Consider the following 23,442-nt stretch of genomic DNA (forward strand, 5'->3'; position numbering starts at 1 on the left):
TAATGGAGAAAGGTATGAGAATTTCAAACTGCAAAGCAGCTTTAGCATTCACTACGTTATTATTAAGCAGTACATTTGCTTATAGTGCCGGATTATTAAAACCCAGTAATGCCTCCTATCAGGATTTACAAATTAAAACACATGATGTGCATGTGATTGTTCAGGACGGTTATTCACGTACGGAAGTTGAGCAGACATTTTTTAATCCTAATCAGCAGGAGCTCGAAGCACTTTATTCCTTCCCTGTACCGCAGGGCGCCGCTGTGGGAGAGTTTACCTACTGGATTAACGGCCAGGCGGTAACGGCAGAAGTGGTGGAAAAAGGCCGGGCAAAACAGATTTATCAACAGCAGAAAGAAGCCGGTAATAACACCGCACTTGTAGAGCAGGACAGCTATAAAACTTTTGATGTAAAAGTATTTCCAATAGCGCCTCAGGATCAGGTCAAAATTCGTCTGGTTTATCTGCAGCAGGAGCAGATTGACACCGGACTAGGCCGTTATGTTTATCCACTTGAAGAAGGCGGTGTCGACGAAGCTCGAAATAGTTTCTGGACCCGCAATGACACGGTACAGGAGCGCTTTTCTTTTACCATGGATATCCGCTCAAGTTACCCCTTAGACGGCGTACGATTACCGGCTCACCCAGATGCGCAGTATACGCAGATAGATGATCAGCAGTGGCAGATTTCTATCGGCAGTAACAACAATGAACAAGAAAACTTAAACCCGGCACCTGAAAGCAGTCTAAAACTGGATAAAGATATTCTGGTTTACTGGCGCCATAAACCGGACTTACCCGGCAGTGTCGATTTAATCAGTTACCGTGAACCGGGTAAAAAGCAGGGTACCTTTAAACTGACCTTAACACCGGGTGACGACTTAGCTTTAAACCAGGGACAGCGTGACTGGATTTTTGTACTGGATAAATCCGGTTCAATGGCGGCAAAATACCAGACATTAATTGAAGGGGTGCGTCAGGCACTTGCTAAACTACCGGCAAATGACCGCTTTAGAATTATTACCTTTAATAATCAGGCACAGGATATCACCTCGGGTTATCAGGCGGTCACTGCCGAGAATGTAGAAAATAGTCTTAATAAACTGCAGGCTGCCGGTGTGAGCGGCGGTACCAACCTTTATTCTGGTATCGAAAAAGCGATTAAAAAACTCGATGCCGACAGGGCAAGTGCGATTGTACTGGTTAGTGACGGTGTTGCTAATGTCGGTGTGACCGAGAAAAAATCCTTCTTAAAGCTACTGGACAAAAAAGATGTGCGTTTATATTCCTTTATTATGGGTAACAGCGCTAATCGCCCATTACTAGAGGGCATGAGTAATATATCTAACGGTTTTTACGCGGCTGTTTCTAACTCCGACGATCTGATGGGTCAGGTGATGTTAGCCACCAGCAAAATGACTCATCAGGCGATGCGTGATATTAAGTTGAATATTGACGGCATCAAAATCAGTGAATTAAGCCATGAAGATTTCAACAGCCTGTACCGTGGTCAGCAGCTGACCTTCTTTGGTCATTATTACGGACAGGGCGCGGCTGAAGTTGAACTCACAGGTAAAGTAAACGGGCAGAAAGTCAGTTATAAAACTGAAATTGATTTTAATAACGGGCAGACATTACATCCAGAGCTTGAACGTTTATGGGCATACAGCAAGATCAAACAGTTAGAAAAGGAAATGGATTACCTGGGAGAATCTGCCGACAGTAAACAGGCAATTCAGGAGCTCGCAGTGAAATACGGTTTAGTGACTAACTACACCTCGTTATTAGTCGTGGAAGAACAGGTATTTGAGCAGTTTGCGATTAAACAAACGAACAAGCAGCGGGTGGCAAAAGAGCAGGCGGCACAACAGCAGAAAATACAGCAGCCTCCGGCTGACAACCGTGCAGACCATAAGCAGCCTATGTTCAGCTCACCTAAACCAAGCTTTGCCGGAGGCGGCGGTGCAGTGCATCCGCTGTGGATGCTGCTGTTAGTAATGCTGAAACTGCCGAGCCTGCTGCGAAAACAGTCTAAAAAGGCTTAAAACTCAAACCCACCGCAAAGGAGGCTAATCAGCCTCCTTTGTTAATTAATTTCTACAGCCGGAAGCAGCTCAAAACAACAACTGTAAAAGATCTATTTGTCATAATTTAATTTATTTCAGCTATTAAAAAGACATCACTATAAAAATAGGGGATAATCCGCGACTACTAAAAATCAGGCGTTCAATAAATAGACAATATTAAGCCCTGATAGAACCAATTAATGTTGCAGGAATCATTATTTATGTCCCAAGTCGGCACGCTTTATATCGTATCTGCCCCAAGCGGCGCAGGAAAATCTAGCCTTATCAATGCTCTTTTAGCTGAAAAAAGAGACTGGACAGTGCAGGTTTCTGTATCACACACCACTCGCACGCCGCGCGTGGGTGAAAATAATGGCGAACATTACCATTTTGTAGATGTGGATAACTTTAAACAGCTGATTGAAGAAAATGCCTTTTTTGAATGGGCAGAAGTCTTCGGCAACTATTACGGCACATCCCGCGTAACCATTGAACAGGCACTGGCACAGGGTATCGATATCTTTTTAGATATTGACTGGCAGGGAGCGCGTCAGGTACGAGCAATGATGCCTCAGGCAAAAGGTATTTTTATTCTGCCGCCTAGCCGTAAAGAGCTGGAACAGCGTTTAAATAAACGCGGCCAGGACAGTGAGGAGATTATTGCCAAACGTATGGCGCAGGCGCAGTCTGAAATGTCTCATTATGATGAATATGATTACCTGATTGTTAATGACGACTTTGAAACAGCAGCTCAAGAATTTTCTGCTATTGTTAAATCACAGCGAAATGCGCAGGCTAAACAGGCTGTCAAACATCAGGCAACCATTAAAGAATTGTTAGAACAACAATCTTAAGACGAAGTTGCTGGATCAAATCACATTTAGGACTATACCCAAACCACCTCAATATGCAGATTCAGAGCTTCGCCCGGATGCTGGAACAAGGCGCAATATGATGAGAATGGTATTCCCTTTTCAAGTATTGCAACGCAGTACCAGCTTTTGGGCGAAACTCCCGAAGGGCAAGCCTGGAAACAATGAGCTTCGTTGTTAGAAGGCTTTGATTTAGATCCCTAGATCATCAGCCTTCTGCCTAGAATCTCATCATTTCTCGACTTGCTGATTCTTGCATCTTGGGGTGGCTTGGGTATATAATAAGCGCCCTTTTTTGTGTAATTAACTTTTTGGAGTTCAACAATGGCACGTGTAACCGTTGAAGATGCAGTAAATGTAGTCGGTAATCGTTTTGATCTTATCTTAATGGCATCTCGTCGAGCTCGTCAGCTTGCTACTCAAGGTAAAACTCCTTTAGTTGAGCCAGAAAATGATAAAGCGACTGTTATCGCTTTACGTGAAATTGAAGAAAATCTAATCACTAATGAGCTGATGGATATTCAAGATCGTCAAGAGAAGCATGAGAAACAAGCTGCTGAATTAGCTGCTGTTGCTGCAATTGCTGAAGGCCGCGGTTAATAACCGACCTTATTAAAGTATTTTAAGAAACGCCGATCATGCAGATGCTCGGCGTTTTTTTATATTCAATGAATATGGAGTTTACTTATTGTGATGAGCTTATTATTACCCGCCCTGGCAATTATTGTCGGCTTTGCGCTGCTTATCTGGAGCGCCGATAAATTTGTTTTAGGCGCATCAAATACTGCACGCAGTTTTTCAATTTCCCCTCTGATTGTTGGTGTCGTTATTGTAGGTTTAGGTACCTCAGCTCCTGAAATGCTGGTCTCAGCTATGGCGGCTGCAGATGGAAAAACCGGGTTATCAATCGGTAATGCAATCGGCTCCAATATTACCAATGTGGGTTTAATGCTCGGCCTGACCGCAATCTTTTATCCGCTGCAGATCCACTCTAAACTGCTCAAACGAGAGATGCCGGTACTGCTGGTAATTATTGGACTTAGCTATTTTTTACTGTGGGATCAGCATCTTAGTTTTTTAAATGGTCTGGCTTTATTAATTATGATGTTTGCCATGCTGGCCTTCACGGTCTACGAAGCTAAAAGCCATGGTGAAGATACGCTGCCGCAGGAAATTTTAGATGAGATGCCGGAGGAAGTCGGTAAAAGCGAAGCGCTGAAATGGCTGGTGATCGGTATTGTTGTTCTTATTGTTTCATCGCGAGTTCTGGTCTGGGGCGCAACTGAAGTTGCAGAATACTTTGGTGTCAGTGATCTGATTATCGGCCTGACTATTGTTGCTATCGGTACCAGTTTACCAGAGCTGGCGGCTACCGTGGCAGCGGCGCGCAAAAAGGAGTTTGATTTAGCAGTTGGTAATATTATCGGCTCTAATATCTTTAATATCTTAGGGGTAATGGCATTTCCAGGTCTGATCCATCCCGACAAATTTGATATCGAGGTATTAACCCGCGACTATCCGGTAATGATCTCCTTGACCTTAGCACTGATGCTCTTTTCAATCGCCTGGCGTAAAGGTAAAACAGGGCTGCTGGGACGCTTTGAAGGCTTTTTATTACTATCGGCTTATATTGGTTATATGTTCTGGCTGTTTAAAGATATGCAGGCTTCTGCAGGGGCTTAAATTTCAGCAGATATTACAAAGACAGCTGTTATACCCAAGCCACTTGAAGACAAAGGAATCAGCAAGTCCGGAGGTGAACAGATTCTAGGCGTAAAGTTGAAGATCTAACCGGTATATGATCAAAAAGGCCCCGTGTTTACACACGAGGCCCAATAGTTTGATAACTTGTTTAAAAATTACTTAGCGCTTAATACAGCTTCAGTGTTAACTTTTTCATCCTGCTCAGTATCTAGAGTTGCAGAAGTCTTTTTATGCGTTAGGTAAAGTGGAATAGTGGTAAATAATAAACCGCCAACCAAGTTACCTAGAATGGTTGGAATAAGATTGAAGTTCAACCAGGTCGCAATACCAAAATCAGCACCTAGAATCATACCTAGTGGAAACAGGAACATATTGACCACTGTGTGCTCGAACACTAATACAAAGAAGATGAAGATTGGTAACCACATTGCAGCAACCTTGCCGGCAACAGAACGAGAAGTCATGCCGCCTACAACACCTAAGCACACCATTAGATTACAAAAGATAGCGCGGACAAAACAAGTAATCCAGCCGTCTGCACCTAGATTTTCAAAACCAACTGTACGCGCCGTTGATACTGCAATAAATTTCTGCGCAACTGCGTTTGTATCGATTGTAAAGTTCATTGTCAGTGATACAGCAATCAAATAAGCCACAATCAGTGAACCAATAAGATTACCTAAACCAACCAGTCCCCAGCAGCGTAAAACACGCGGCCAGTCTATACCAGGGCGGTTTTCAAATTTAGCCAGAGGCGCTAAACCAAACACACCTGTCACTAGGTCATAGCCCATCAAACTTAAAATACAAAAACCGACAGGGAAAACGAGTGCCCCGACAAGACCAATCCCAGTTTGAACGATTGCAGTAATTGCAACAACAACAGCAAGCGACAAGATAATGCCCGCCATTGTGCCGCGTAAAATAAGATCACGAGTACCAGTTTTTGATTTCGCTTCACCAACATCGATCATAGTTTGAACAAAGTCAGCAGGTTTAATGTAAGACATAATTACGTCCCTATAGGTTAAAGTTAAGGTTAAAAGTTAATAGTGAAAGGCTTCCTGCTGCTCATTTATCACAGTGCGCTGATAAATAAAAAGCAGGAAGCATTTAAGCTATTAAATCTCAGCGCTTACAAGTGCACTTCAACAAAACCATCAGAGACACGGGCTTTATAAGCCTCTACTGATACTTCACTGTTTTCCAAACATGAACCATCTAATAGATTAAAGCGCTGCTTTTTAAGCGGTGATGCCACCCATAACTGCTCCTGATGCTGACAGATAAGGCCGCGGGATAAAACATTTGCGCGCGCAAACGGGTCCATATTATTAATTGCGTAAACCTGTTCTTCGTCACTCGGGCGGAAAACAGCAACCTGCTTACCGTCCACCAGCGCGCACACACCAGTTGCAGGGTAAATATTTTTCAGTTCACAAACTTTAATCCAGCTGCTCATTACACTTCCTCCAGAGAAATATTGTATGTCGGGGCTTTTTCTTCGATAAAGGCAGGACGTTTCTGCTCTCGCTCAGGTGTGAATACAACATTATCATCCTGCTGATCACTGTTAATAAAGTGTGCGAAACGCTGCAGCTGCTCCTGATCTGAAAGAGTTGCTGTCCATTCACACTGGTAATCGGCAATTGACTGTGCCATCTCTTTTTCAAGCTGCTCGTTGATACCTAGTTTATTATCAACAATCACTTCTTTAAGGTAATCAATACCGCCACTTAGATTCTGCAGCCATACAGAAGTACGGGTCAGCTTGTCGGCAGTACGCACATAGAACATCATGAAACGATCCAGGTATTTAACTAATGTTTGTTTATCAAGATCTGAAGCAAGCAGCTCGGCATGCTGTGGTTTCATACCACCGTTACCACAGACATATAAGTTCCAGCCGGAATCGGTGGCGATAATACCCACATCTTTACCCTGGGCTTCAGCACACTCGCGTGTACAGCCAGACACACCAAACTTCATTTTATGCGGAGTGCGCAAACCTTTGTAACGGTTTTCCAGTTCAACACCAAGGCCGACACTGTCCTGCACACCAAAACGACACCAGGTGCTGCCGACACAGGTTTTCACCATACGCAGCGCTTTAGCATAAGCCTGACCGGTTTCAAAACCAGCCTCAATTAACTGCGACCAGATATCAGGCAGGTCGCTTTTATGTGCGCCAAACAGACCGATACGCTGTGCGCCGGTAATTTTGGTATAAAGCTCATACTGCTCGGCAACTTTAGCCACCGCAGCCAGACCTTTTGGTGTTACTTCACCACCAGCCATACGCGGAATAACCGAATAAGTACCGTCTTTCTGCATATTACCCAGGAAAATATCATTAGTATCCTGCAGACCATTATTATCACTGCTTAAGATATAATCACTCCAGCAGGACGCTAGAATGGAGCCGACAGTAGGTTTACACACTTCACAGCCGTAACCTTTACCGTATTTTTCTAATAATTCTTTGAATGTTTTAATGCCTTCAATACGGATCAGATGGAATAACTCCTGACGGGAATACTCAAAATGTTCACAAAGGTGGTTTTTCACTTCCACGCCCTGTTTTGCAAGTTCAGCATTTAACACCTGAGTGATCAGCGGTACACAGCCTCCACAGCCGGTTCCTGCACCAGTTTCCATTTTTACTGCGCCAATCGTAGTATGACCGGCAGCTACCGCATCAGCAATATCACTTTTCTTAACATCAAAACATGAACATACCTGAGCCGTTTCAGGCAGAGCGTCGACACCTAAACCGCCGGTTTTAGCACCGGCATGTGCAGGTAGAATTAATGAATCAGGATGTTTAGGTAATTCAATATCATTAAGTGTGTACTGCAGTAAATCACTGTAGCTTTCCGTATCACCTACCAGTACGGCACCTAATAAACGCTTACCGTCTTGTGAAACAATAATACGTTTATAAACAGAACTGTTTTCATCCAGGTAAACATAACTTTTACAGTCCGGTGTGCGTCCATTGGCATCGCCAATACTGCCCACATCAACACCTAACAGTTTTAATTTCGCGCTCATATCGGCGCCGCTGAACTCATTATCACGTCCAAGAATATTATCCACAGCAACTTTCGCCATGTTGTAACCCGGTGCAACTAAACCGAAGAACTTTTCATTCCAGGAAGCACATTCACCAATCGCATAAATATCAGGATCTGAAGTTTCACACTGGTTATTAATACTGATACCGCCGCGGCGGGCTGTTGCTAAACCGCACTGTTTAGCTAGTTTATCCTGCGGACGAATGCCGGTTGAGAAAACAATAAAATCAACTTCTAACTCACTACCATCTGCAAACTTCATGGTATTACGTGATTTTTCACCGCCTACAATAATCTCTTTAGTGTTTTTACCGGTATGTACGTTAACACCGATACTTTCAATTTTCCGGCGTAACATCTGTCCGCCCTGCTGATCTAACTGCTCAGCCATTAGTACAGGAGCAAATTCGATAACATGTGTTTCCACACCTAGTGCTTTAAGTGCACCGGCAGCTTCTAAACCTAATAAACCGCCGCCGACAACTACACCGTTTTTACTGCGCCGGGCAGTTGCTTCAATGGCATTAAGATCTTCAATAGTACGGTAAACAAAACAGTCTTTGCTCTCATTACCTTTGATATCCGGAACCCACGGGTAAGACCCGGTTGCCATCACTAATTTATCGTAATAAACCGCACGCCCAGTCTGTGAATGGATCACTTTTTCCTGACGGTTAATGGTTAATGCACGTTCGCCGATTAATACATTAATATTATGCTTTTCATAAAAACCTTCTTTTACTAAAGAAAGTTCATCTGCGGTATGATGGGAAAAATATGAGGAAAGATGCACACGGTCATAAGCAACACGAGGCTCTTCACAGAAAGCAGTGATTTCAAATTTATCCAGATCAGCCTTCTCGACAAAATCTTCGATAAAGCGATGACCTACCATGCCGTTACCAATGATAACTAATTTTTGTTTGCTCATATTTTCCTCTAAGACTAAGTGAATTTAATCGCGCGAAGATTAACTAAAACCAACGAGATAGTCTTGATAAAAATCAATGAGAATTACATGTTTATTACAATTTCATACGTACATGACCAAAAATACTCACAAAGAGAGGTAAATTTACTAACAAAATACCCACATAATGTTAAAGGATTTAACAATAGCCACACAAGGCAAATGGTTAATAGTTAAGATATAATTCGATAAAAACGCTCACTGCAGGAGTACAAAATGCACAGATTAAATAACCCGCCCGGCCCTTACAAAATCTTAATAAGTGCCTGTTTATTAGGTGAGCGGGTTCGTTATGATGCGAAAATAAATAAAATAGAAGATAAGCTGATCGACAGCTGGCTTCAGCAGGGAATATTACTAAGTGTCTGCCCTGAAGTATGCGGCGGTTTAGCAACACCGCGTCCGGCAGCAGAGATTCAAAGTGACGGATCGATTAAAACTCAAGCGGGTCAAGATGTCAGTAATGCATTTACAACAGGAGCAGAAAAAACCCTGCGGCTTGCTTTAGAAAATAATATTAAAGTCGCGATTCTGACTGAAAAAAGTCCCTCCTGCGGCAGCTCGCAAATTTATAACGGTAATTTCGATCGCACTCTAATTAGCGGGCAGGGAGTCACCACACAATTATTACGCCGGCACGGCATTAAGGTATTTAATCAGTTCCAGTTAGCGCAGGTACAAAACTATTTAGATGATTTATAAAAGCAAATATATTCAGCTTGGCGGTTCTTCTGCTAAGCTGCATTTGTAAAGCTCCACAGTAGCCCGCTAGTTTAACAAAAACTGCCAACACACCAAAAACCTCATTAATTCAATGCGTTACATAAGCATTCACATTTGTTGAGTTTAAATCACACTTCTTGATTCTACAAACCATCACACTCTTATTATCATTCTTGAAAATTTACAAATCATTCAATCATTTAATAAACAGGGTGTAATCAGATGAACACTTTTATAAAACAATCCGCAATACTCGCCGGCATCACATTACTCTCCGCCTGCGGCAGTTCTAGCGGTGGTGATGCTCCGGCAATAAAAATTAATCCATCTAAAGCTAATATCGAGCAGCCTAAAATTAATGATATTCAGATACCAGTATTACCTGCTGACAATATCTCATTTAAGGTCGGCAGTCAGAAAATTAACCAGGATTATCTGCCGCTGAGACTGCATGTTAATAATATGCGTAATGAGTCGGTAAAATTTGCTATCAAAAACCCTTCAACAAACGCTTTGGCTCTGCAAAATGCTTCATTTATCTTTGTTCCGGCAGAGGGGCTAAAGTTACAGCAGTCATGGCGCAGCGGTTATGAGCACAGTATTCAAGTTCATAAAAGTAAAGCAGACACTAAGTTCGCAGCTAAGATAAGTGATAATTCAGGAGATATTCCCTGGACAGTCGAAGGCGATATAGACGGTATCGATGATGCGGGTTATATTATTGTACTGCCGAAAGAAACCGATATTGACGAACAAGAGCCTGTCGCATTTGTCGAAGGCCTGGATAAAGAAGATCCAGCCGGCAGCTATATCAGTTTTATCAATCGTTTTTCAGACAGCAATTTAAGCACCAAAGACTCTGATATCTGCCTTGCTGTTGTTGATGAAAACAACATTTATCCGATCAGTGAATCCTTAGAGCAGGCAGACACAACAGCTCTTATTAACACGGCCGCCTTAGGCAGCTCTATGAGCAAACACTTAGCGGTAGTAACCCGTGCAGCTCTAAACGCTCAGGATGATAAACATAGCCTCACAGCAGAACAGCTGCAGAAAATTAGAAGCGTATGCCCTTCACACACCGTAGGAAACGGTGAAACAATGCAGATAATTGATACAGCAGTGCAGATGTCATCAATGAGCGCGGTTGTTATTTACAGTCCGAATAATGGTGAAATAGGTAAAACGACAAGAGATGCAGACTTAAAGTCATTACGCTGGAAATCAGAAACAAATGCAGGCTTAGAGGTATTAATCAGGAAGTCGAAGAAATAATCACGATTTATTAAATCCGTTATCTGAATACTCAGGTAACGGATATTTCAGGCACCAGAAGAAAGCTACTCTGGCTGCTTAAGCAGATGTTCGACAAGTGCATCAGGCCTTAACAGGGCCGGTTTATCAGCCTCTTCTTTTAAATAATTAACTGCTAAATAGTACTGCAGTGCTTTTTTTAATCCGGGAAATGATACCCGCTCAATTTTCTGTAACATTAAATAGGATTTCTCCGACTGCCCAGCCAGTGCATAAGCGGCGGCTAAGGTTAGCTCTGTTTCAGATAACAGTTCAGGTGCCCCGCGCTGTAAATAATCTAACGAATTGAGCAGATACTGGCGCTCTTGTGTTTTAATATACATATGTAGAAGCACCCGGCCGTAGGCACCATATATTAAAGGACAGTCAAGGTTACATGTCTGAGTAGACTGTTCAATTTGTTTAACAATAACAGCATCCTCAATAACCTGGTCACTGTATGCATAGGCTGCCAGTTTCATCCGGTCAACAGCCAGCTTAGGATCATTAGGCTGTTTAAGCCACTCGAATAAAACCGACATAATACGTTTATGATTCAGCTCATTAGTGAATCTTTTAACCAGATTAATCAGCAGTTCATCAAGCTCCTCATCTAAGTAACTGAAAGATAATTCCGAGGTTTGCAGTTCGAAAGCGTTCTGCTTACCATCAATCAGCAGGTTAAGTTTTATCTTGTTAGGTCCGTAACGGATCATCGGCTTGATTTCCACTACCTTAACCGGATTATAGCTGTACTGTTCAGCACACAGGGCTTTAGATGCTAATGTAGTACAGTTAAAATGAACCTCTATATCTTCATTTTCAAAGGATTTTTTAAGGCCTGTATATAAAAAACCGGCTACGGCATAACTTATCGGGTCAGCCGGCAGCTCCCCGTGTTTAGTCAAAACCGGCGCAGGTGAAACGACAACTCGAATTTTATTTGAGGGCCAGAGCTGATAACCGAAAAAAACACAAACAAGCAGAAAAATTAACAATAATGCCCCTTTTATATTGAGTAATGAAAACTGCTTTCTCTTTTTTTGTTCGGTGCTCTTTTCAGCTTCACTTAAAATTTTTTCAGGTGCATCGGCGGGAGCCTGCACTTCATTTAACAGAGTCACAGGCTCAATTAACGAGTAGCCCTGACGGGGGATTGTTACGATAATATGCGGAGTACGGCTGTCATCTCCCAGTAACTTTCTCAATTTACTTATTGACTGATTCAGGGAGTTAGGAGCTACCACTATACCCGGCCAGATGCTGGAAAATATCTCTTCCCGCCCCACGGTTTTTCCCTGCTCACTGGCCAGCAGAGTTAATAGCTGTATCAGCTTGGGTTCGGTTTTTTGTTCATTATCAAGGGTGATTGTCTGCTTGACCGGATCAACGATGATCCGCTCTCCGATCCGGAAGGGGCGCGGTGATATAAATAGTGATTGCTGATCTAACATAGTGATGTCGCTAATTCAGATTTCTGACGTTCAGGCATAAATAGGTACTCTACAGCCCGTTATAAGTATTGAACAGTAACACATAAATTTAAAGCTCTTATACAGATAGATCATAATCTGCGATCGGATCGATCTGCATCAAGTCTGCATGAATAAAACGGTAATCAAGCAGCGATTTCAACACTTCATTGCTTACCACTTTATTAAGCCCGCTGTTTTGTGTACCTAAGTCTGGTTTATCCAAACCTAAAGCAGCGGCATTATAGGTATAAAAATCAGCTTTAGCCGGATGGGTATCGGCACAAACATTTAACACCTTTCCCCAGACAGCTTTTGCGATAATCAAAGAAATAATCTGCAGACAGTCATCACGATGAACTAAATTGACCGGTGCCAAAATATTTTGAATCTGCTTAGAATTAAAAAACCGTCCGGGATGGCGCTGCCCGCCGATTAAACCTGCACAGCGCAGAATAGTTGTCTGGAAATTTTTATTCTCTTGCAGAAGCCGTTCTATCTTCACCAGCGGATGAACAATATCTTCTAAATCATCATCTTCTCTACATATGCTGTTTTTTTCAGGATAAACAGAAGTGGAACTGATGAATATCACTTTCTTCACGGGCGACTGCTCAATCTCTTTAATCAGATGTTTAAATGCTTCAATATTTTTACTGGTTATTGTGATCAGTAAAATTTCTGACTGTAAAAACAGCTGAATATTGTCGCTAATGCTATCAATATCAACAACAAATGCCTTTAAATCCGGCTTCTTTAACTCACGAGCTTTAGTAACTGAACGAGTCGAAATATTTACGCTGGTGAAGTTATCACTCAACTTAAGTGCAGCGGCTAACCCTAACCAGCCACTTCCTAATACACTAATACTTATACCCATTTAATCTCCTTTATAAAGCTGTCAGCGTAGGGTTATTTCCCTATCTCTATTTAATAGATGTCATTCATGACAATAAAGACAACTAATAGTCAAAATAAAACCCATAACTACCCGGCCGGGTAGTTACATATTAAAAAACCTTCAACTATGATGAATTTCCTTAAAAGTGAGGATTCGCCATGAGATATTTATTTTCAACTGTCACACTGCTTCTGCTGCTCAGTTTATTATGGATAAATTACGCTGCAGTTCAAGCACCAAAAATAACCGCAAAACAAATAAACACTGAAATAAGCGGCCTGGAGGGTAAGCTGACACTCACTGTTAATGACCAGACACTGTCACTACAAAATGACGGCAGTTATGCATTCAGTTTATTTCTGCGCAAAAAAACACCGTTAAATATTGAAATAACAGAACAGCCTGCAGGCCAGAAATGCAGCCGGACTAAATCAGGGCTTCGCTCAGCAGCGGACACTTCAAGTATCAACATTACCTGCAGCACTTTACCAGGTTCAGTATCCGGACTGGTAAGTCATTACTATAACGGTACTTTGATCAAAAATGCGCAAATAAAGCTGCTGCAGAAAGGCAAAGTTATCCGCACAACCACCACCAATGAGCAAGGGGAATACTCTATCCGCGGAATAGGTATCGATAAACGTTTCACAATATCTGTTCAGGCGGATAATTTTGCAAAACTATCGGAAATATTCTCTACCGGTAAACTGGATATTGAAAAAGATCTTAGTTTATTACCGGCCCAAGTATCTCAAACTCTTTTGAGCGATCAGAAAACTTCATTTTTTATCAATCAGAAAGAGGTACTGCGCATTGATTTACGCCATCTTGTTCGTGAAGACGGAAAATCATTGCAGTTACCGGTTAAAGCCATTATCACCGCCATTGATCCGCCTGCTAATGCCGGCCTTATTCCCGGCGGCCTTGCTGATACAACTCAAACCGTAGTCAACCCGGTTTCAACGGAATCGTCCGGTGCAGTGTCTGTGGATTTATTTGATGACTCAGGCGCAGTCGTTAACCTGGATAAAGGTAAACGCGCAAAAATAATGATTCCTTTAGCAAGTCACCTTAACGCCCATAATGCACCGCCGATTATTCCGTTATGGTATTTTGATGAGCAGCGTGGTTACTGGATAGAAGAAGGGCTCGCCTATTTAAGCAGAGATGAAACGGGGAGTTATGCTTATAACGGCCATGTGGCGCACTTTACAACCTGGAATGCCGATCAGATCAACTAGCAGCATTTTTATTACAATTAACCGGCAGAATTGCTGCTGGTTATTTGATCCTGTCATAGTCTTTTTTTCTTTGTTCATGCAGCCGCTGTTCATTTTCTTTTCGCTGTAAACATAAAACATTAATTTCCTGTTTGCGAATATCACTCGCCTGCCCCCACTCTTTTATCTCCTGCAGGCTGCGGAAACATCCCATACAAATATCAGATTGATCAAGACAGCAGTTACGGATACATGGAGAGGTTATTTTCGTCATGGTTTTTCTTCTTAATCATCTGTCGTTAGATAAGTGCTGTTAACTTTAATGATAAGCATAGTTAAGTTACACTGCATTGTAGTTAACAAAATGGTAACAAAAAAGAGGTTTATATGTTTATTATCCGCTGGATTTTAGGGCGAATTATTTTATTACTTAATTTTATTTTTACACCGGCCAAGCGTCACCGTCCTGCTGCAGAGCAGTCTGCCGTTGACTCTCAAACACAAGCAATGCAGCTTTATCAATATAAAGCCTGCCCTTTCTGTGTAAAAGTACGTCGGGTTATGCACAGTCAGTCTATTAACATAAACACTATTGATGCCAAACAGGCTGACCATAAACAGGTATTAGAAAATGAGGGCGGTAAAATACAAGTACCTTGTTTACGTATTGAAGAAAATGAAAAAGTAACCTGGCTGTATGAATCATCCGCAATTATTGACTACTTAAATGAACGTTTTGCTTAGACAGATAATAACCGGCCCCTCATAAACGGGGCCGCTTGCTTACTGACTGTTAAACTGCAGTAACTGCAGTTTATTTTCATCATATAAGTACAATTTATTATCTGTAACAGACCATGATTTAACTTTAGTTAATGAGGTAAGATAGTATTTTTCAACTTCCATTCCTGTGTCGCAATGTTTTGCCGTTGAAATAAAATTATTTAACAGCAGCGAATGCTGTTCTATCTTGTAGCCTCCCTGGAACTTATTACACCCTCCACTGCCGACAACACTGCCTCTACGCATATCAAATATAAGGTATGGTTTATTTTTAACTTCACTATCCAGCACCCAGTATTTGCCCGCTAACAAAGCGGTGGTATCTAACTGCACAGGCTCCGGGGAGGCTTCAGTAGTTATTTCCGGCGCTTTAACCGTAACTTCAGCTACTGCCTTAGGTTTCGATTCAGGCTTAGCTTCAGATTTAGCCATGGACTTAGGTTCTGCTTTAGGTTTCCGCTCAGCCTGCATTATAATAGTGACGGCCTCGGTCAGATCTTTACGCGTTAAAGGAAGCATATTGCGAGTTATGAACAGTGTCTTACCATCTTTTACAACCTCTGCACGCAATTGATATAAACCGCTCCGAGAGAGTGATTTTTCTAATACCGACAAGGTAAATTTCTGCGGAAATGCAGTGAAAGCATTATTTTCAGAAGCAGAGAGAATGACGAATTTTGTATCTCCCTGCGGACGGGACTCAAGGCTTAGCCTGAAAACAGTACCAGGCTCAACCTTAATAATCTGCTCATAAGTTAATTTTCCGCTGATATTTTCTGTTTTAGGTATTTTGTAAAGCGCATAAGTTTCAGCAAGTAACACCGCTGTAATAATAGCAATAATTGTCCAGTACAGCTTTTTCATCGTATCAGTCCCTTTATCATCAACTTATTAGAGAATAGTTGACGAATGGCAATCCAACTAGTGAATTGCCGTCCGACTGTGAACCAGGGGATTTTTCTGTACTTAAAACTTCACGGCTTAATGGTGATGATGCTGTTTTAAAAGACCTTTAGGTAATAATTCAGCAATAAAAGCCCGCGCGCCGCGGCGCAGTAAAGAGGCAAAATATAAACATAAAATAAGCGCTAAACTCGCATATTGCCACCAGCTGTAACCGTCCTGATGATGCTCTAACCACGGCAGAGTAATGACTTCTATATACTGGTTAAGCACCAGGCCAGTCAAGAATGCACCGCCTGACATCAGCATAGCTAAACTCATAGCGGCAAAGACTCCCTGCTGTGTGCGAATATTTTTCAATAACTCCAAACTGATAGTCGGCGCAATTAAGAAAAATGCAGCCGCGGCACCAGGTGATAAACCAGCAATCAGTAAAACAGCAATAACCGGGGTAATACCCGTTGCACATAATGCAAACGGGAAAGCGACAACAATCATAACCAGTACCTGCAGCCATAGAGCCTGTTCAAAAAACGCCCAGGCTGAAGCGGCTGACAGTGTGGCGGCTAACGTCCAGCCTAATAAAACCCAGGGAGCAGTATGATCTAACTGATGCTGATACCCCTGTTTTATCGCAGTAAGGAAACGCGATGTTGATGCGCCTCCCTGACAGCTTGAAGCGGCGGCCGAAGAGATCGGTGCTTTAAAATGACGGCCTAGTAACCAGGCAATAGATAATGCAAACAGAGCTGCTGATACAATGCGTAATAACAACATCTGAGTACCTAATAACGGCAATGAAATCAATAATGCATCAAAACCGATAATCGGGGTCGCAATTAAAAATGCAGTTGCAAAGGTCTGATTTGCCCCCATGCCTAATAACTGCTGATGCATTTTAGCTGCGCTTGGCGAACACACTGGTAAAGGCAAGCCGTAAACAACCCCTTTTAATCCGTCCTGCAGATATGTTCTACTGCCCTGCATAGGTAAAATTGAAAACTTGGGTTTAAAATAATGCATCAGTGCGCTTAAAAAGTATGCCAGTAACAACATAGGGGCACTGTGCAGTGCGATATTAGTGAAATTGGCCAGAGTTAATGCAGTATTATTTTGTCCGTGAGCACTATCAATATCTTGTGAAGCAATCGCGCTATGGTCATGATCTAGATGATCTTCTCCTACGCCATGAGTAATATCGTCATGCCCATGCTCTTCATGCGCCTCTTCTTCATCATGAACGGCGTGCTCATACTCTGCATGCGGCTGTTCTTCATCATGAACAGCGTGCTCATGCTCTGCATGCGGCTCTTCTTCCCCATGAACGGCGTGCTCATGCTCTTCATGCTGTTCTTCTATTTCCTGAGCTGCGTGACCATGAAGTGGCTGTGAATACAGACCGTCAGCTCCATTAACTGTATCAGTATCTATAAGAGCTGCAGCTTCTGCAGTCGGACTATGATCATGGTTATGTTCAATATAACCCAGCCAATGCGGCAGCAGCACAGCAGCTAAAACCAGAACCCCAAAAATACTGCCGATACCGGCCGCATATTTATTCTCCTGATCTTCTTTTATATCATTGTGCGCATGCGAATGAGAGTGAGCATTTAAATATGGGCGATGCAGCACTACGTGCATAATTGACCCCATAACAAACGCCTGGAACCAGGCTAACCATTGCCCGTCAAGCTGACCGAGCGAGTGATCCGCAAATAATGCCCCGGCTAATGTCGCCGCAGACATACTCAGTAGAATAACCAAAGGTAACAGGCGCCCATACTGTGGACGTAATAACCACCAGACCGTTAAACCAACCGGAAAGCGGTGTAATAAAACACCAAGAGCAAGCAGCCAGGCGGTATGATCACCCGCTTCAACAAGCAGCGCAGATCCGTCAATACTGGCATGCAGAACTAAACCGAATACACCTAAAAACAGAGTTGCCTGATGCGCCTGGGAAGCAGCTTTATGAAAGTACTTTTCTATCCAGCTTGGTGCAAGAAGACCAATCGCCATCAATACCAATACTATCAGTCCACCGCTGTGCAGAACTTCGGGCAGGATATGAAACAGGACAAGACCTGAAATCGTGACAAAAATAAACGCATCAAGCAGATCCAGCCAGCCGGGCTGACGCTGCAGCAGCCGATAGGTTAACGGGCCTAAAAAAAGCGCCAAAATGCTTAATAACAACAACATAAAATAGAATCTCAATAAGGTTAACAGATATTTATTTTGTTATAGTATAACATTTTATAAATACAGACCAATCTTATATGAGATTCATTCTCATTTATAGCTAAATAAAAGGTTAATTTATTCCTTTAAACTTTTATCCAGAGCAGTTAAATAGTCTCGATGGCAGGCATGAGTAAAAGCGTTCGGGCGAACAACTTGAATACGTTTCATTAACGGCACTATTGCCTCACCACGCTCTAACAGAATTTGGGCACAGATAAGTCCGGTACGTCCTGAACCGCCTTTACAGTGCACCGCAATACTTTTTCCCTGTTCAAGCAGAGCATGTACTGCAGGCCCGGCATTTATCCAGGCTTCTAAAAACGGTGCTTCAGGAGCATGATCATCAATAATAGGCAGATGAAACCAGGACATACCAGCCTCCATTACCGATTTACCGATATCGGATAACTCATTTTTATCCAGCTCCTCCTGGGTCATAAATGTTAAAACGGCCTGGGCACCTGATTCTTTAATCTGCGCTAATGAGGTGGTTAAATCAGTCCCTTTAGTACCAGGACATGGAGTCAAAATAATTTCTGCATCGCTATTTTTGATGCAGATTGGAAAAAGAGGATGTACTGACATGATAACTGCCTTTTAAATTATAAAAAAAGCAGATGGGAAACCACCTGCTTAATTAGATTTTATCACTGTAAAACTACATTTTTATGACACAGCAGAAAGCAGTCCTTTACGATAATAATTCTGCGCTTCCTGCTCGCGATCGTCCTTTTCTAACAGATCTGCTAATAAAACAAAGTCATCAATATCGGCAACACTTTCCACGCTGATAATCAGGTGCTGGATCACCGCTGCATAGTTATTTTCTTTTAATTTTAACTTCGCCAGAGCCTGATGAATCAACCCTGTCTCAGACTCTTTTTTAAGTTTTTTCTCTAATAACTGGATTAACGGATAATGATCATTAATAGTCAGTTTATCGATATAAGGAACAAGCGGTAAGGAAAATTGTTTATTTAATTTTTCTAATAATAACTGCTCAGCAATTTTATCATTACCGCTGTTTATCAGCGCATCCAGTAAAATTTTCTGATATGCAAGCTCTTTACGCATCCAGCGGGGACATGTATTTTCCCAGTAACTGTGCAGTGCAGCTCCTTCCTGAAGCGCCAGCTGGGTAAATAGATGTTGATAAGCATCAAGCTGCACAGCTTCAAACTCGCTTTCCGTATAATCTAGAGACTTGCGCTGCTTATGCAGTACATCGATATATTTCTGCCACTCCTGCAGTGCAGGATAAATCTGCAGATATAACTCAACTGCGCGTTTCTTTTTCGGAAAGTTTGTATCTAACTCATTAAGTGTTGCCAGTGCATTTTCATACTGCTTGGCTTCCAGCTGCAGCTCAACCCAGACAAGAGCAACAGCCACCCGGCAGCCCTGCTGGCTTTGTGTTGCCTGCTGCAGGTATTCATCACGCAGATCATACTGTCCCTGCTGCTGAGCAGCCCTAGCCGCTGCAATATAAGTTAAAGCAGGTGCCTCTGTGCGCTCCGCTGATTTGGCCAGTAGCTTCTGCGCCTGTTTTGCATCGCCTTCAAAGAGTGCCAGCATACCCAGCAGGCTGTTTTTTTGTGCTTTTTTAGTTTTACGCTGTCCAAACCAGCCGCGGGTAACAGAGCTCATAGACAACAGTTTACGTAATAACCATTCAGCTAACAGCAGTAAAAAGTAAAAAATAACAGCCATAAAAACGGCATTGATAATAGTTGTTTCATAGGTTGTATAGGTATCCAGAGAAACTAGAATATAACCTTTGTTACCGCTAATTTCCGGAGCAAATATCAGCCCCGCCATAAGTACTGCAACGATAATAATAATTCGTATCATAAGATTCCCCTCCTACTCAACACGTGAACTGGCTAAGGATTTTTTTACACGTTTTTTTATTATACTGTCCAGTAACGGCGCACTTTTTAACTGATCAGGATAATCACTGGTGATTTTGCGTTTACTGAGACGCTGAATTGATTTATAAAAATGACTCGTATTACTGTCACTTAAATCGTAATAACCGCTAAGCAGCTCAGAAGCACTGTGTAATGCAGTATCGTAAATTTTCTGCTGTTCTCGATAAACGGCAAATTCAGCTTTGGCCAGATCATTACGTAAGTTTTCTCTTAAATACCAGCTTTGCTGTGGAGAAAGTAACGCTTGAACAGCACGGTCGCGTCTATTAATAACAACAATGCTTTCTACAAAGCTGTCCCAGGATTTAGTTAAATTTTCCTGCCAGTCGTTAATATCACTAGAAATGTCAGTCTGAGTGTCTTCATTTTTTTCAGGAATAGTTAAACCGGCCACAACCAGTTTATCTATACGGCGCTCTAAACTGGAAAGTGCTAAAACCACTCCGTCAGGATCGCGTTTCGGAAGAGCTTCTAACCTGTTGATATCTTCAAGCAGAGCAGATCGTAAAGGACTCAAGCTGGCATCACTAAGCTCAACAACGCGCTGATCAGCAGCAAATAATAAAGCGATCGCAGTAGCAGTATCTTTCTCTAACCAGATCTTTCTGCCGGCAAGCTTAACCAGATATTCAACTTCAGCTAAAATCCAGTCATTAGGGTGGCGAACAGTCGTTTCAGAAAAGCTGCGCTGCAGGGCCTGCACATCACTGCTGTATAATTTATTTTCATTTTTGACTTTCTGCAGCTGCTGGTTTACCTGCTCGACTTGTGCTTCGAGTTGATTTTTCAACTTTAAAGCAGCTTGTGTTTGCTTATTCTGCTTGTCCGCCTGTGATGATAACTTTCCAGTCAACTCAACTATTTCTGCCTGCTGCTGCTTACTTAGTACTTGATACTGCTGATAGAAATAAGTCCCCAGAGCTGTCAGAGAAAGTGAAAATACTAGTGCTAGAAGGCCGATAAAAATTGCGGTTTTACTGCCTTTACTCTTTTTTTCTTCAGGTGCTTGTTCAACTAGCTGCGGCGGGTTTTCATCACCAGAACTGCTCGTTTCTATTACTGCTTCGTTATTATTTTTATTGTCTGTCATAACCACCCTCACATTTTTAAGCCTACCAGGCTAAATACGAACAAAGCGTTTATCCGCTGTTTATTTAAAGTAATCGACGATCTTCTGATCTGATATGCCCGGAAGAACTTCCGCAGCAGACCAGCCTAATGATACTGCATGAGCAGTTATTCGTTTGCTGGGCGCATAGATGGTCAGACTCTTTAACCATTTATGTTCAACTTCAGGTACAACAACGAGTAACCGCTCAAGTAATTCAACACTGCTGATAATAACACCATTAATATTCAGCTGCTGCCATTTTTCAGTTAACAGCGGCCCGCTTAATTCAATGGCGACGCGCTGATAGGGCTGATAATACTCAACCACTGCCCCGCGGGCAGTTAATGTTTCACTGAGTAACTCGCGTCCGCCTAAACCGCGCAGAATAAGAATTCGTTTACCCTGTATATTCGATAAATAAGGTAAGGCAAGCAGTCCTTCACTATCATAACGCTTATCCGGAATAGAAACACTTTTTCCAGTTGCTGACGTTAACCTTGCCTGTGTCCCTTTGCCCACTGCAAAATAAGACGCATCAGGCCAGGGATTATCACCAAGGGCCAGCTTAGTATAGTCGACAGCATTAGGACTGACTGCAATAATATAATCGTAACGGTCTGCAAAGAGTACACGGATATCATTAAAGTCAGCTGTTTGTTTCACTTCCAGCAAAGGCTGTGCAAAAGCAGCTGTGCCCTGCGCATTAAGCAGATTAGACAAGCGTACAGCATGGGGAGCAAAACGTGTTATCAGCAGACGCGCTTTTGTCATTATTTGTAGACTTTAGCCAGAATTTCCTGCGCACCACAGTCAAGCAGCTGCTTAGCCAAATTAAGGCCTAGTTTCTCAGCATCATCATGATGACCTTTAATTTCTTTACGGATAATCTGCTTACCGTCAACACTGCCGACCAGCCCGCGCAGAAAGATCTGATCATTATCTAGAGTCGCATAACTGCCGATCGGCACCTGGCAGCCGCCTTGTAATGCAAGGTTCATGGCACGTTCAGCGGTCACACGTATCCGGGTTACAGTATCTTCAAGAGGTTTTAATAATGCTATGGTCTGCTGATCATCTAAACGGCATTCGATCCCCACAGCACCTTGTCCAACTGCAGGAAGGCTTATTTCAGGTTCGATATAAGCAGCAATACGATTCTGCATCTCTAAACGAATTAATCCGGCAGCGGCTAAAATAATGGCATCATATTCGCCGTCATCTAATTTACGTAAACGAGTATTAACATTGCCGCGCAGATCTTTAATAATCAGATCCGGACGTAATTCACGAATCTGACACTGGCGCCGTAAACTGGAAGTACCGACAACAGCCCCTTGGGGTAACTGCTCAAGAGAATTAAAATGATTGGAAACAAAAGCATCTCTGGGATCTTCCCGTTTACAAATAACCGTTAACCCCAGACCTTCTGGGAAATCAACCGGCACATCCTTCATAGAATGCACTGCAATATCTGCACGACCTTCCAGCATCGCAACTTCTAATTCCTTAACAAAAAGACCTTTTCCGCCCACTTTAGCTAACGGAGTATCAAGAATCTTATCACCTTTGGTTTTCATCGGTAATAATTCAACAGTTAAGTTCGGGTGATATTTTAAAAGTTCTGCTTTAACAAAGTTTGCCTGCCACATTGCAAGAGGGCTATGACGTGTAGCAATACGGATTATTTGAGGAGTCATTTATCTGTTATCTCGTTAATAAACTAATGATTTGATGCTACCAAAGATAACAAAATTTAGCATGCCTAACAGAGATAAAATCGGGATTGTTAATAAAAAAGTTTAATTGATAAAGAGTTGTTGAACAGGATATGTCAAATAGAAAGGAAATGTGGTGCTGATAGGCGGATTTGAACCGCCGACCTCACCCTTACCAAGGGTGCGCTCTACCAACTGAGCCATATCAGCAAAAGGGGATCTGATAATGACCTACTCTCACATGGGGAGACCCCACACTACCATCGGCGCAACTGCGTTTCACTTCTGAGTTCGGAAAGGGATCAGGTGGTACCACAGTGCTATGATTATCAGAAAAAATTTTTAAAATATTATAATTATTAATATAGAAAACCCCAGTCATTAACTGGGGCTTAAAATTTGGCGCTTGGCGATGACCTACTCTCACATGGGGAGACCCCACACTACCATCGGCGCA

General features: G+C 42.4%; 21 protein-coding genes, 1 tRNA gene and 1 rRNA gene. 8 read left to right on the top strand and 15 right to left on the bottom strand.

Translation table 11 applies throughout. The annotated features are described in order from the left end of the window. Nucleotides 1–14: 14 nt before the first annotated feature. From G337_RS0108235 to G337_RS0108250, 4 genes are all read left to right on the top strand, one after another. Nucleotides 15–2,045, top strand: coding sequence for a VIT and vWA domain-containing protein (locus tag G337_RS0108235; RefSeq protein WP_028863467.1), 2,031 nt, complete (start codon nucleotides 15–17; stop codon nucleotides 2,043–2,045). Nucleotides 2,046–2,287: 242 nt separating this feature from the next. Beyond that, nucleotides 2,288–2,920 carry a guanylate kinase gene (gene gmk / locus G337_RS0108240; protein ID WP_028863468.1) on the top strand — a complete coding sequence of 211 codons (633 nt, stop codon included), beginning with the start codon at nucleotides 2,288–2,290 and terminating at the stop codon, nucleotides 2,918–2,920. Between the two features lie 342 nt (nucleotides 2,921–3,262). Beyond that, a complete protein-coding gene (gene rpoZ, locus G337_RS0108245) occupies nucleotides 3,263–3,538 on the top strand; it encodes a DNA-directed RNA polymerase subunit omega (protein WP_028863469.1) in 276 nt (91 codons plus the stop codon). A 93-nt stretch (nucleotides 3,539–3,631) separates the two neighbouring features. Further along, nucleotides 3,632–4,621, top strand: coding sequence for a calcium/sodium antiporter (locus G337_RS0108250; protein ID WP_037027252.1), 990 nt, complete (start codon nucleotides 3,632–3,634; stop codon nucleotides 4,619–4,621). 176 nt (nucleotides 4,622–4,797) lie between these two features. Here G337_RS0108250 and G337_RS0108255 read toward each other — a convergent pair whose 3' ends face one another. From G337_RS0108255 to nirB, 3 genes are all read right to left on the bottom strand, one after another. Next, the gene (locus G337_RS0108255; protein WP_028863471.1) at nucleotides 4,798–5,652 is read right to left on the bottom strand and encodes a formate/nitrite transporter family protein; all 855 of its coding nucleotides are present in this window, start codon (nucleotides 5,650–5,652) and stop codon (nucleotides 4,798–4,800) included. Nucleotides 5,653–5,777: 125 nt separating this feature from the next. Then, nucleotides 5,778–6,104, bottom strand: coding sequence for a nitrite reductase small subunit NirD (nirD, locus tag G337_RS0108260; protein WP_028863472.1), 327 nt, complete (start codon nucleotides 6,102–6,104; stop codon nucleotides 5,778–5,780). Continuing rightward, nucleotides 6,104–8,650 (bottom strand): nitrite reductase large subunit NirB, encoded by a 2,547-nt coding sequence (gene nirB / locus G337_RS0108265; protein ID WP_028863473.1) that lies wholly within the window; start codon nucleotides 8,648–8,650, stop codon nucleotides 6,104–6,106. Before nirB ends, nirD begins: the two co-directional genes overlap by 1 nt. A 255-nt stretch (nucleotides 8,651–8,905) precedes the next feature. On the opposite strand from nirB, the gene G337_RS0108270 reads away from it, so the two are divergent. Together G337_RS0108270 and G337_RS0108275 are read left to right on the top strand one after the other, a co-directional pair. Beyond that, complete coding sequence (locus tag G337_RS0108270; RefSeq protein ID WP_028863474.1) at nucleotides 8,906–9,391, top strand: 2-thiouracil desulfurase family protein; 486 nt, start codon at nucleotides 8,906–8,908, stop codon at nucleotides 9,389–9,391. 243 nt (nucleotides 9,392–9,634) lie between these two features. After that, nucleotides 9,635–10,687, top strand: a complete 1,053-nt coding sequence (locus G337_RS0108275) for a hypothetical protein (RefSeq protein WP_028863475.1) — start codon at nucleotides 9,635–9,637, stop codon at nucleotides 10,685–10,687. Nucleotides 10,688–10,752: 65 nt separating this feature from the next. On the opposite strand, the gene G337_RS0108280 is transcribed toward G337_RS0108275, so the two are convergent. Both G337_RS0108280 and G337_RS0108285 read right to left on the bottom strand, forming a co-directional pair. After that, the gene (locus G337_RS0108280) at nucleotides 10,753–12,159 is read right to left on the bottom strand and encodes a winged helix-turn-helix domain-containing protein (RefSeq protein ID WP_037027255.1); all 1,407 of its coding nucleotides are present in this window, start codon (nucleotides 12,157–12,159) and stop codon (nucleotides 10,753–10,755) included. Nucleotides 12,160–12,256: 97 nt separating this feature from the next. Beyond that, a complete protein-coding gene (locus G337_RS0108285; protein WP_028863477.1) occupies nucleotides 12,257–13,057 on the bottom strand; it encodes an NAD(P)H-binding protein in 801 nt (266 codons plus the stop codon). Between the two features lie 179 nt (nucleotides 13,058–13,236). Between G337_RS0108285 and G337_RS0108290 the strand changes: the two genes are divergently transcribed. Next, the gene (locus G337_RS0108290) at nucleotides 13,237–14,319 is read left to right on the top strand and encodes a carboxypeptidase-like regulatory domain-containing protein (protein WP_028863478.1); all 1,083 of its coding nucleotides are present in this window, start codon (nucleotides 13,237–13,239) and stop codon (nucleotides 14,317–14,319) included. A gap of 40 nt (nucleotides 14,320–14,359) precedes the next feature. Here G337_RS0108290 and G337_RS0108295 read toward each other — a convergent pair whose 3' ends face one another. Beyond that, nucleotides 14,360–14,572, bottom strand: a complete 213-nt coding sequence (locus G337_RS0108295) for a DUF1289 domain-containing protein (RefSeq protein ID WP_028863479.1) — start codon at nucleotides 14,570–14,572, stop codon at nucleotides 14,360–14,362. Between the two features lie 113 nt (nucleotides 14,573–14,685). Here G337_RS0108295 and G337_RS0108300 point away from each other — a divergent pair, with 113 nt between their 5' ends. Next, on the top strand, nucleotides 14,686–15,042 hold the full coding sequence (locus G337_RS0108300; RefSeq protein ID WP_028863480.1) for a glutathione S-transferase N-terminal domain-containing protein: 357 nt from the start codon (nucleotides 14,686–14,688) through the stop codon (nucleotides 15,040–15,042). A gap of 39 nt (nucleotides 15,043–15,081) precedes the next feature. Here G337_RS0108300 and G337_RS0108305 read toward each other — a convergent pair whose 3' ends face one another. The 9 genes from G337_RS0108305 to rrf all read right to left on the bottom strand — a co-directional run bounded on the left by G337_RS0108305 (nucleotide 15,082) and on the right by rrf (nucleotide 23,319). Then, the gene (locus tag G337_RS0108305) at nucleotides 15,082–15,945 is read right to left on the bottom strand and encodes an META domain-containing protein (RefSeq protein ID WP_028863481.1); all 864 of its coding nucleotides are present in this window, start codon (nucleotides 15,943–15,945) and stop codon (nucleotides 15,082–15,084) included. A gap of 117 nt (nucleotides 15,946–16,062) precedes the next feature. After that, entirely contained in the window at nucleotides 16,063–18,186 is a 2,124-nt protein-coding gene (locus G337_RS0108310) for a permease (RefSeq protein ID WP_028863482.1), read from the bottom strand. Nucleotides 18,187–18,303: 117 nt separating this feature from the next. Then, on the bottom strand, nucleotides 18,304–18,813 hold the full coding sequence (locus G337_RS0108315; RefSeq protein ID WP_028863483.1) for a cyclin-dependent kinase inhibitor 3 family protein: 510 nt from the start codon (nucleotides 18,811–18,813) through the stop codon (nucleotides 18,304–18,306). 81 nt (nucleotides 18,814–18,894) lie between these two features. Continuing rightward, on the bottom strand, nucleotides 18,895–20,079 hold the full coding sequence (locus tag G337_RS0108320; RefSeq protein WP_028863484.1) for a heme biosynthesis HemY N-terminal domain-containing protein: 1,185 nt from the start codon (nucleotides 20,077–20,079) through the stop codon (nucleotides 18,895–18,897). Nucleotides 20,080–20,091: 12 nt separating this feature from the next. Next, complete coding sequence (locus G337_RS0108325; protein WP_028863485.1) at nucleotides 20,092–21,249, bottom strand: uroporphyrinogen-III C-methyltransferase; 1,158 nt, start codon at nucleotides 21,247–21,249, stop codon at nucleotides 20,092–20,094. A 60-nt stretch (nucleotides 21,250–21,309) separates the two neighbouring features. Further along, nucleotides 21,310–22,041: a uroporphyrinogen-III synthase gene (locus G337_RS0108330; RefSeq protein ID WP_028863486.1), complete on the bottom strand. Its 732-nt coding sequence runs from the start codon at nucleotides 22,039–22,041 to the stop codon at nucleotides 21,310–21,312. After that, nucleotides 22,041–22,967 carry a hydroxymethylbilane synthase gene (hemC, locus tag G337_RS0108335; RefSeq protein ID WP_028863487.1) on the bottom strand — a complete coding sequence of 309 codons (927 nt, stop codon included), beginning with the start codon at nucleotides 22,965–22,967 and terminating at the stop codon, nucleotides 22,041–22,043. Before hemC ends, G337_RS0108330 begins: the two co-directional genes overlap by 1 nt. A gap of 152 nt (nucleotides 22,968–23,119) precedes the next feature. Then, a tRNA-Thr gene (locus G337_RS0108340) sits at nucleotides 23,120–23,195 on the bottom strand. Nucleotides 23,196–23,203: 8 nt separating this feature from the next. After that, nucleotides 23,204–23,319 (bottom strand): 5S ribosomal RNA (rrf, locus tag G337_RS0108345). Nucleotides 23,320–23,442 lie beyond the last annotated feature (123 nt).

It is taken from the genome of Psychromonas aquimarina ATCC BAA-1526 (assembly GCF_000428725.1).
GTDB classification, from domain to species: domain Bacteria; phylum Pseudomonadota; class Gammaproteobacteria; order Enterobacterales; family Psychromonadaceae; genus Psychromonas; species Psychromonas aquimarina.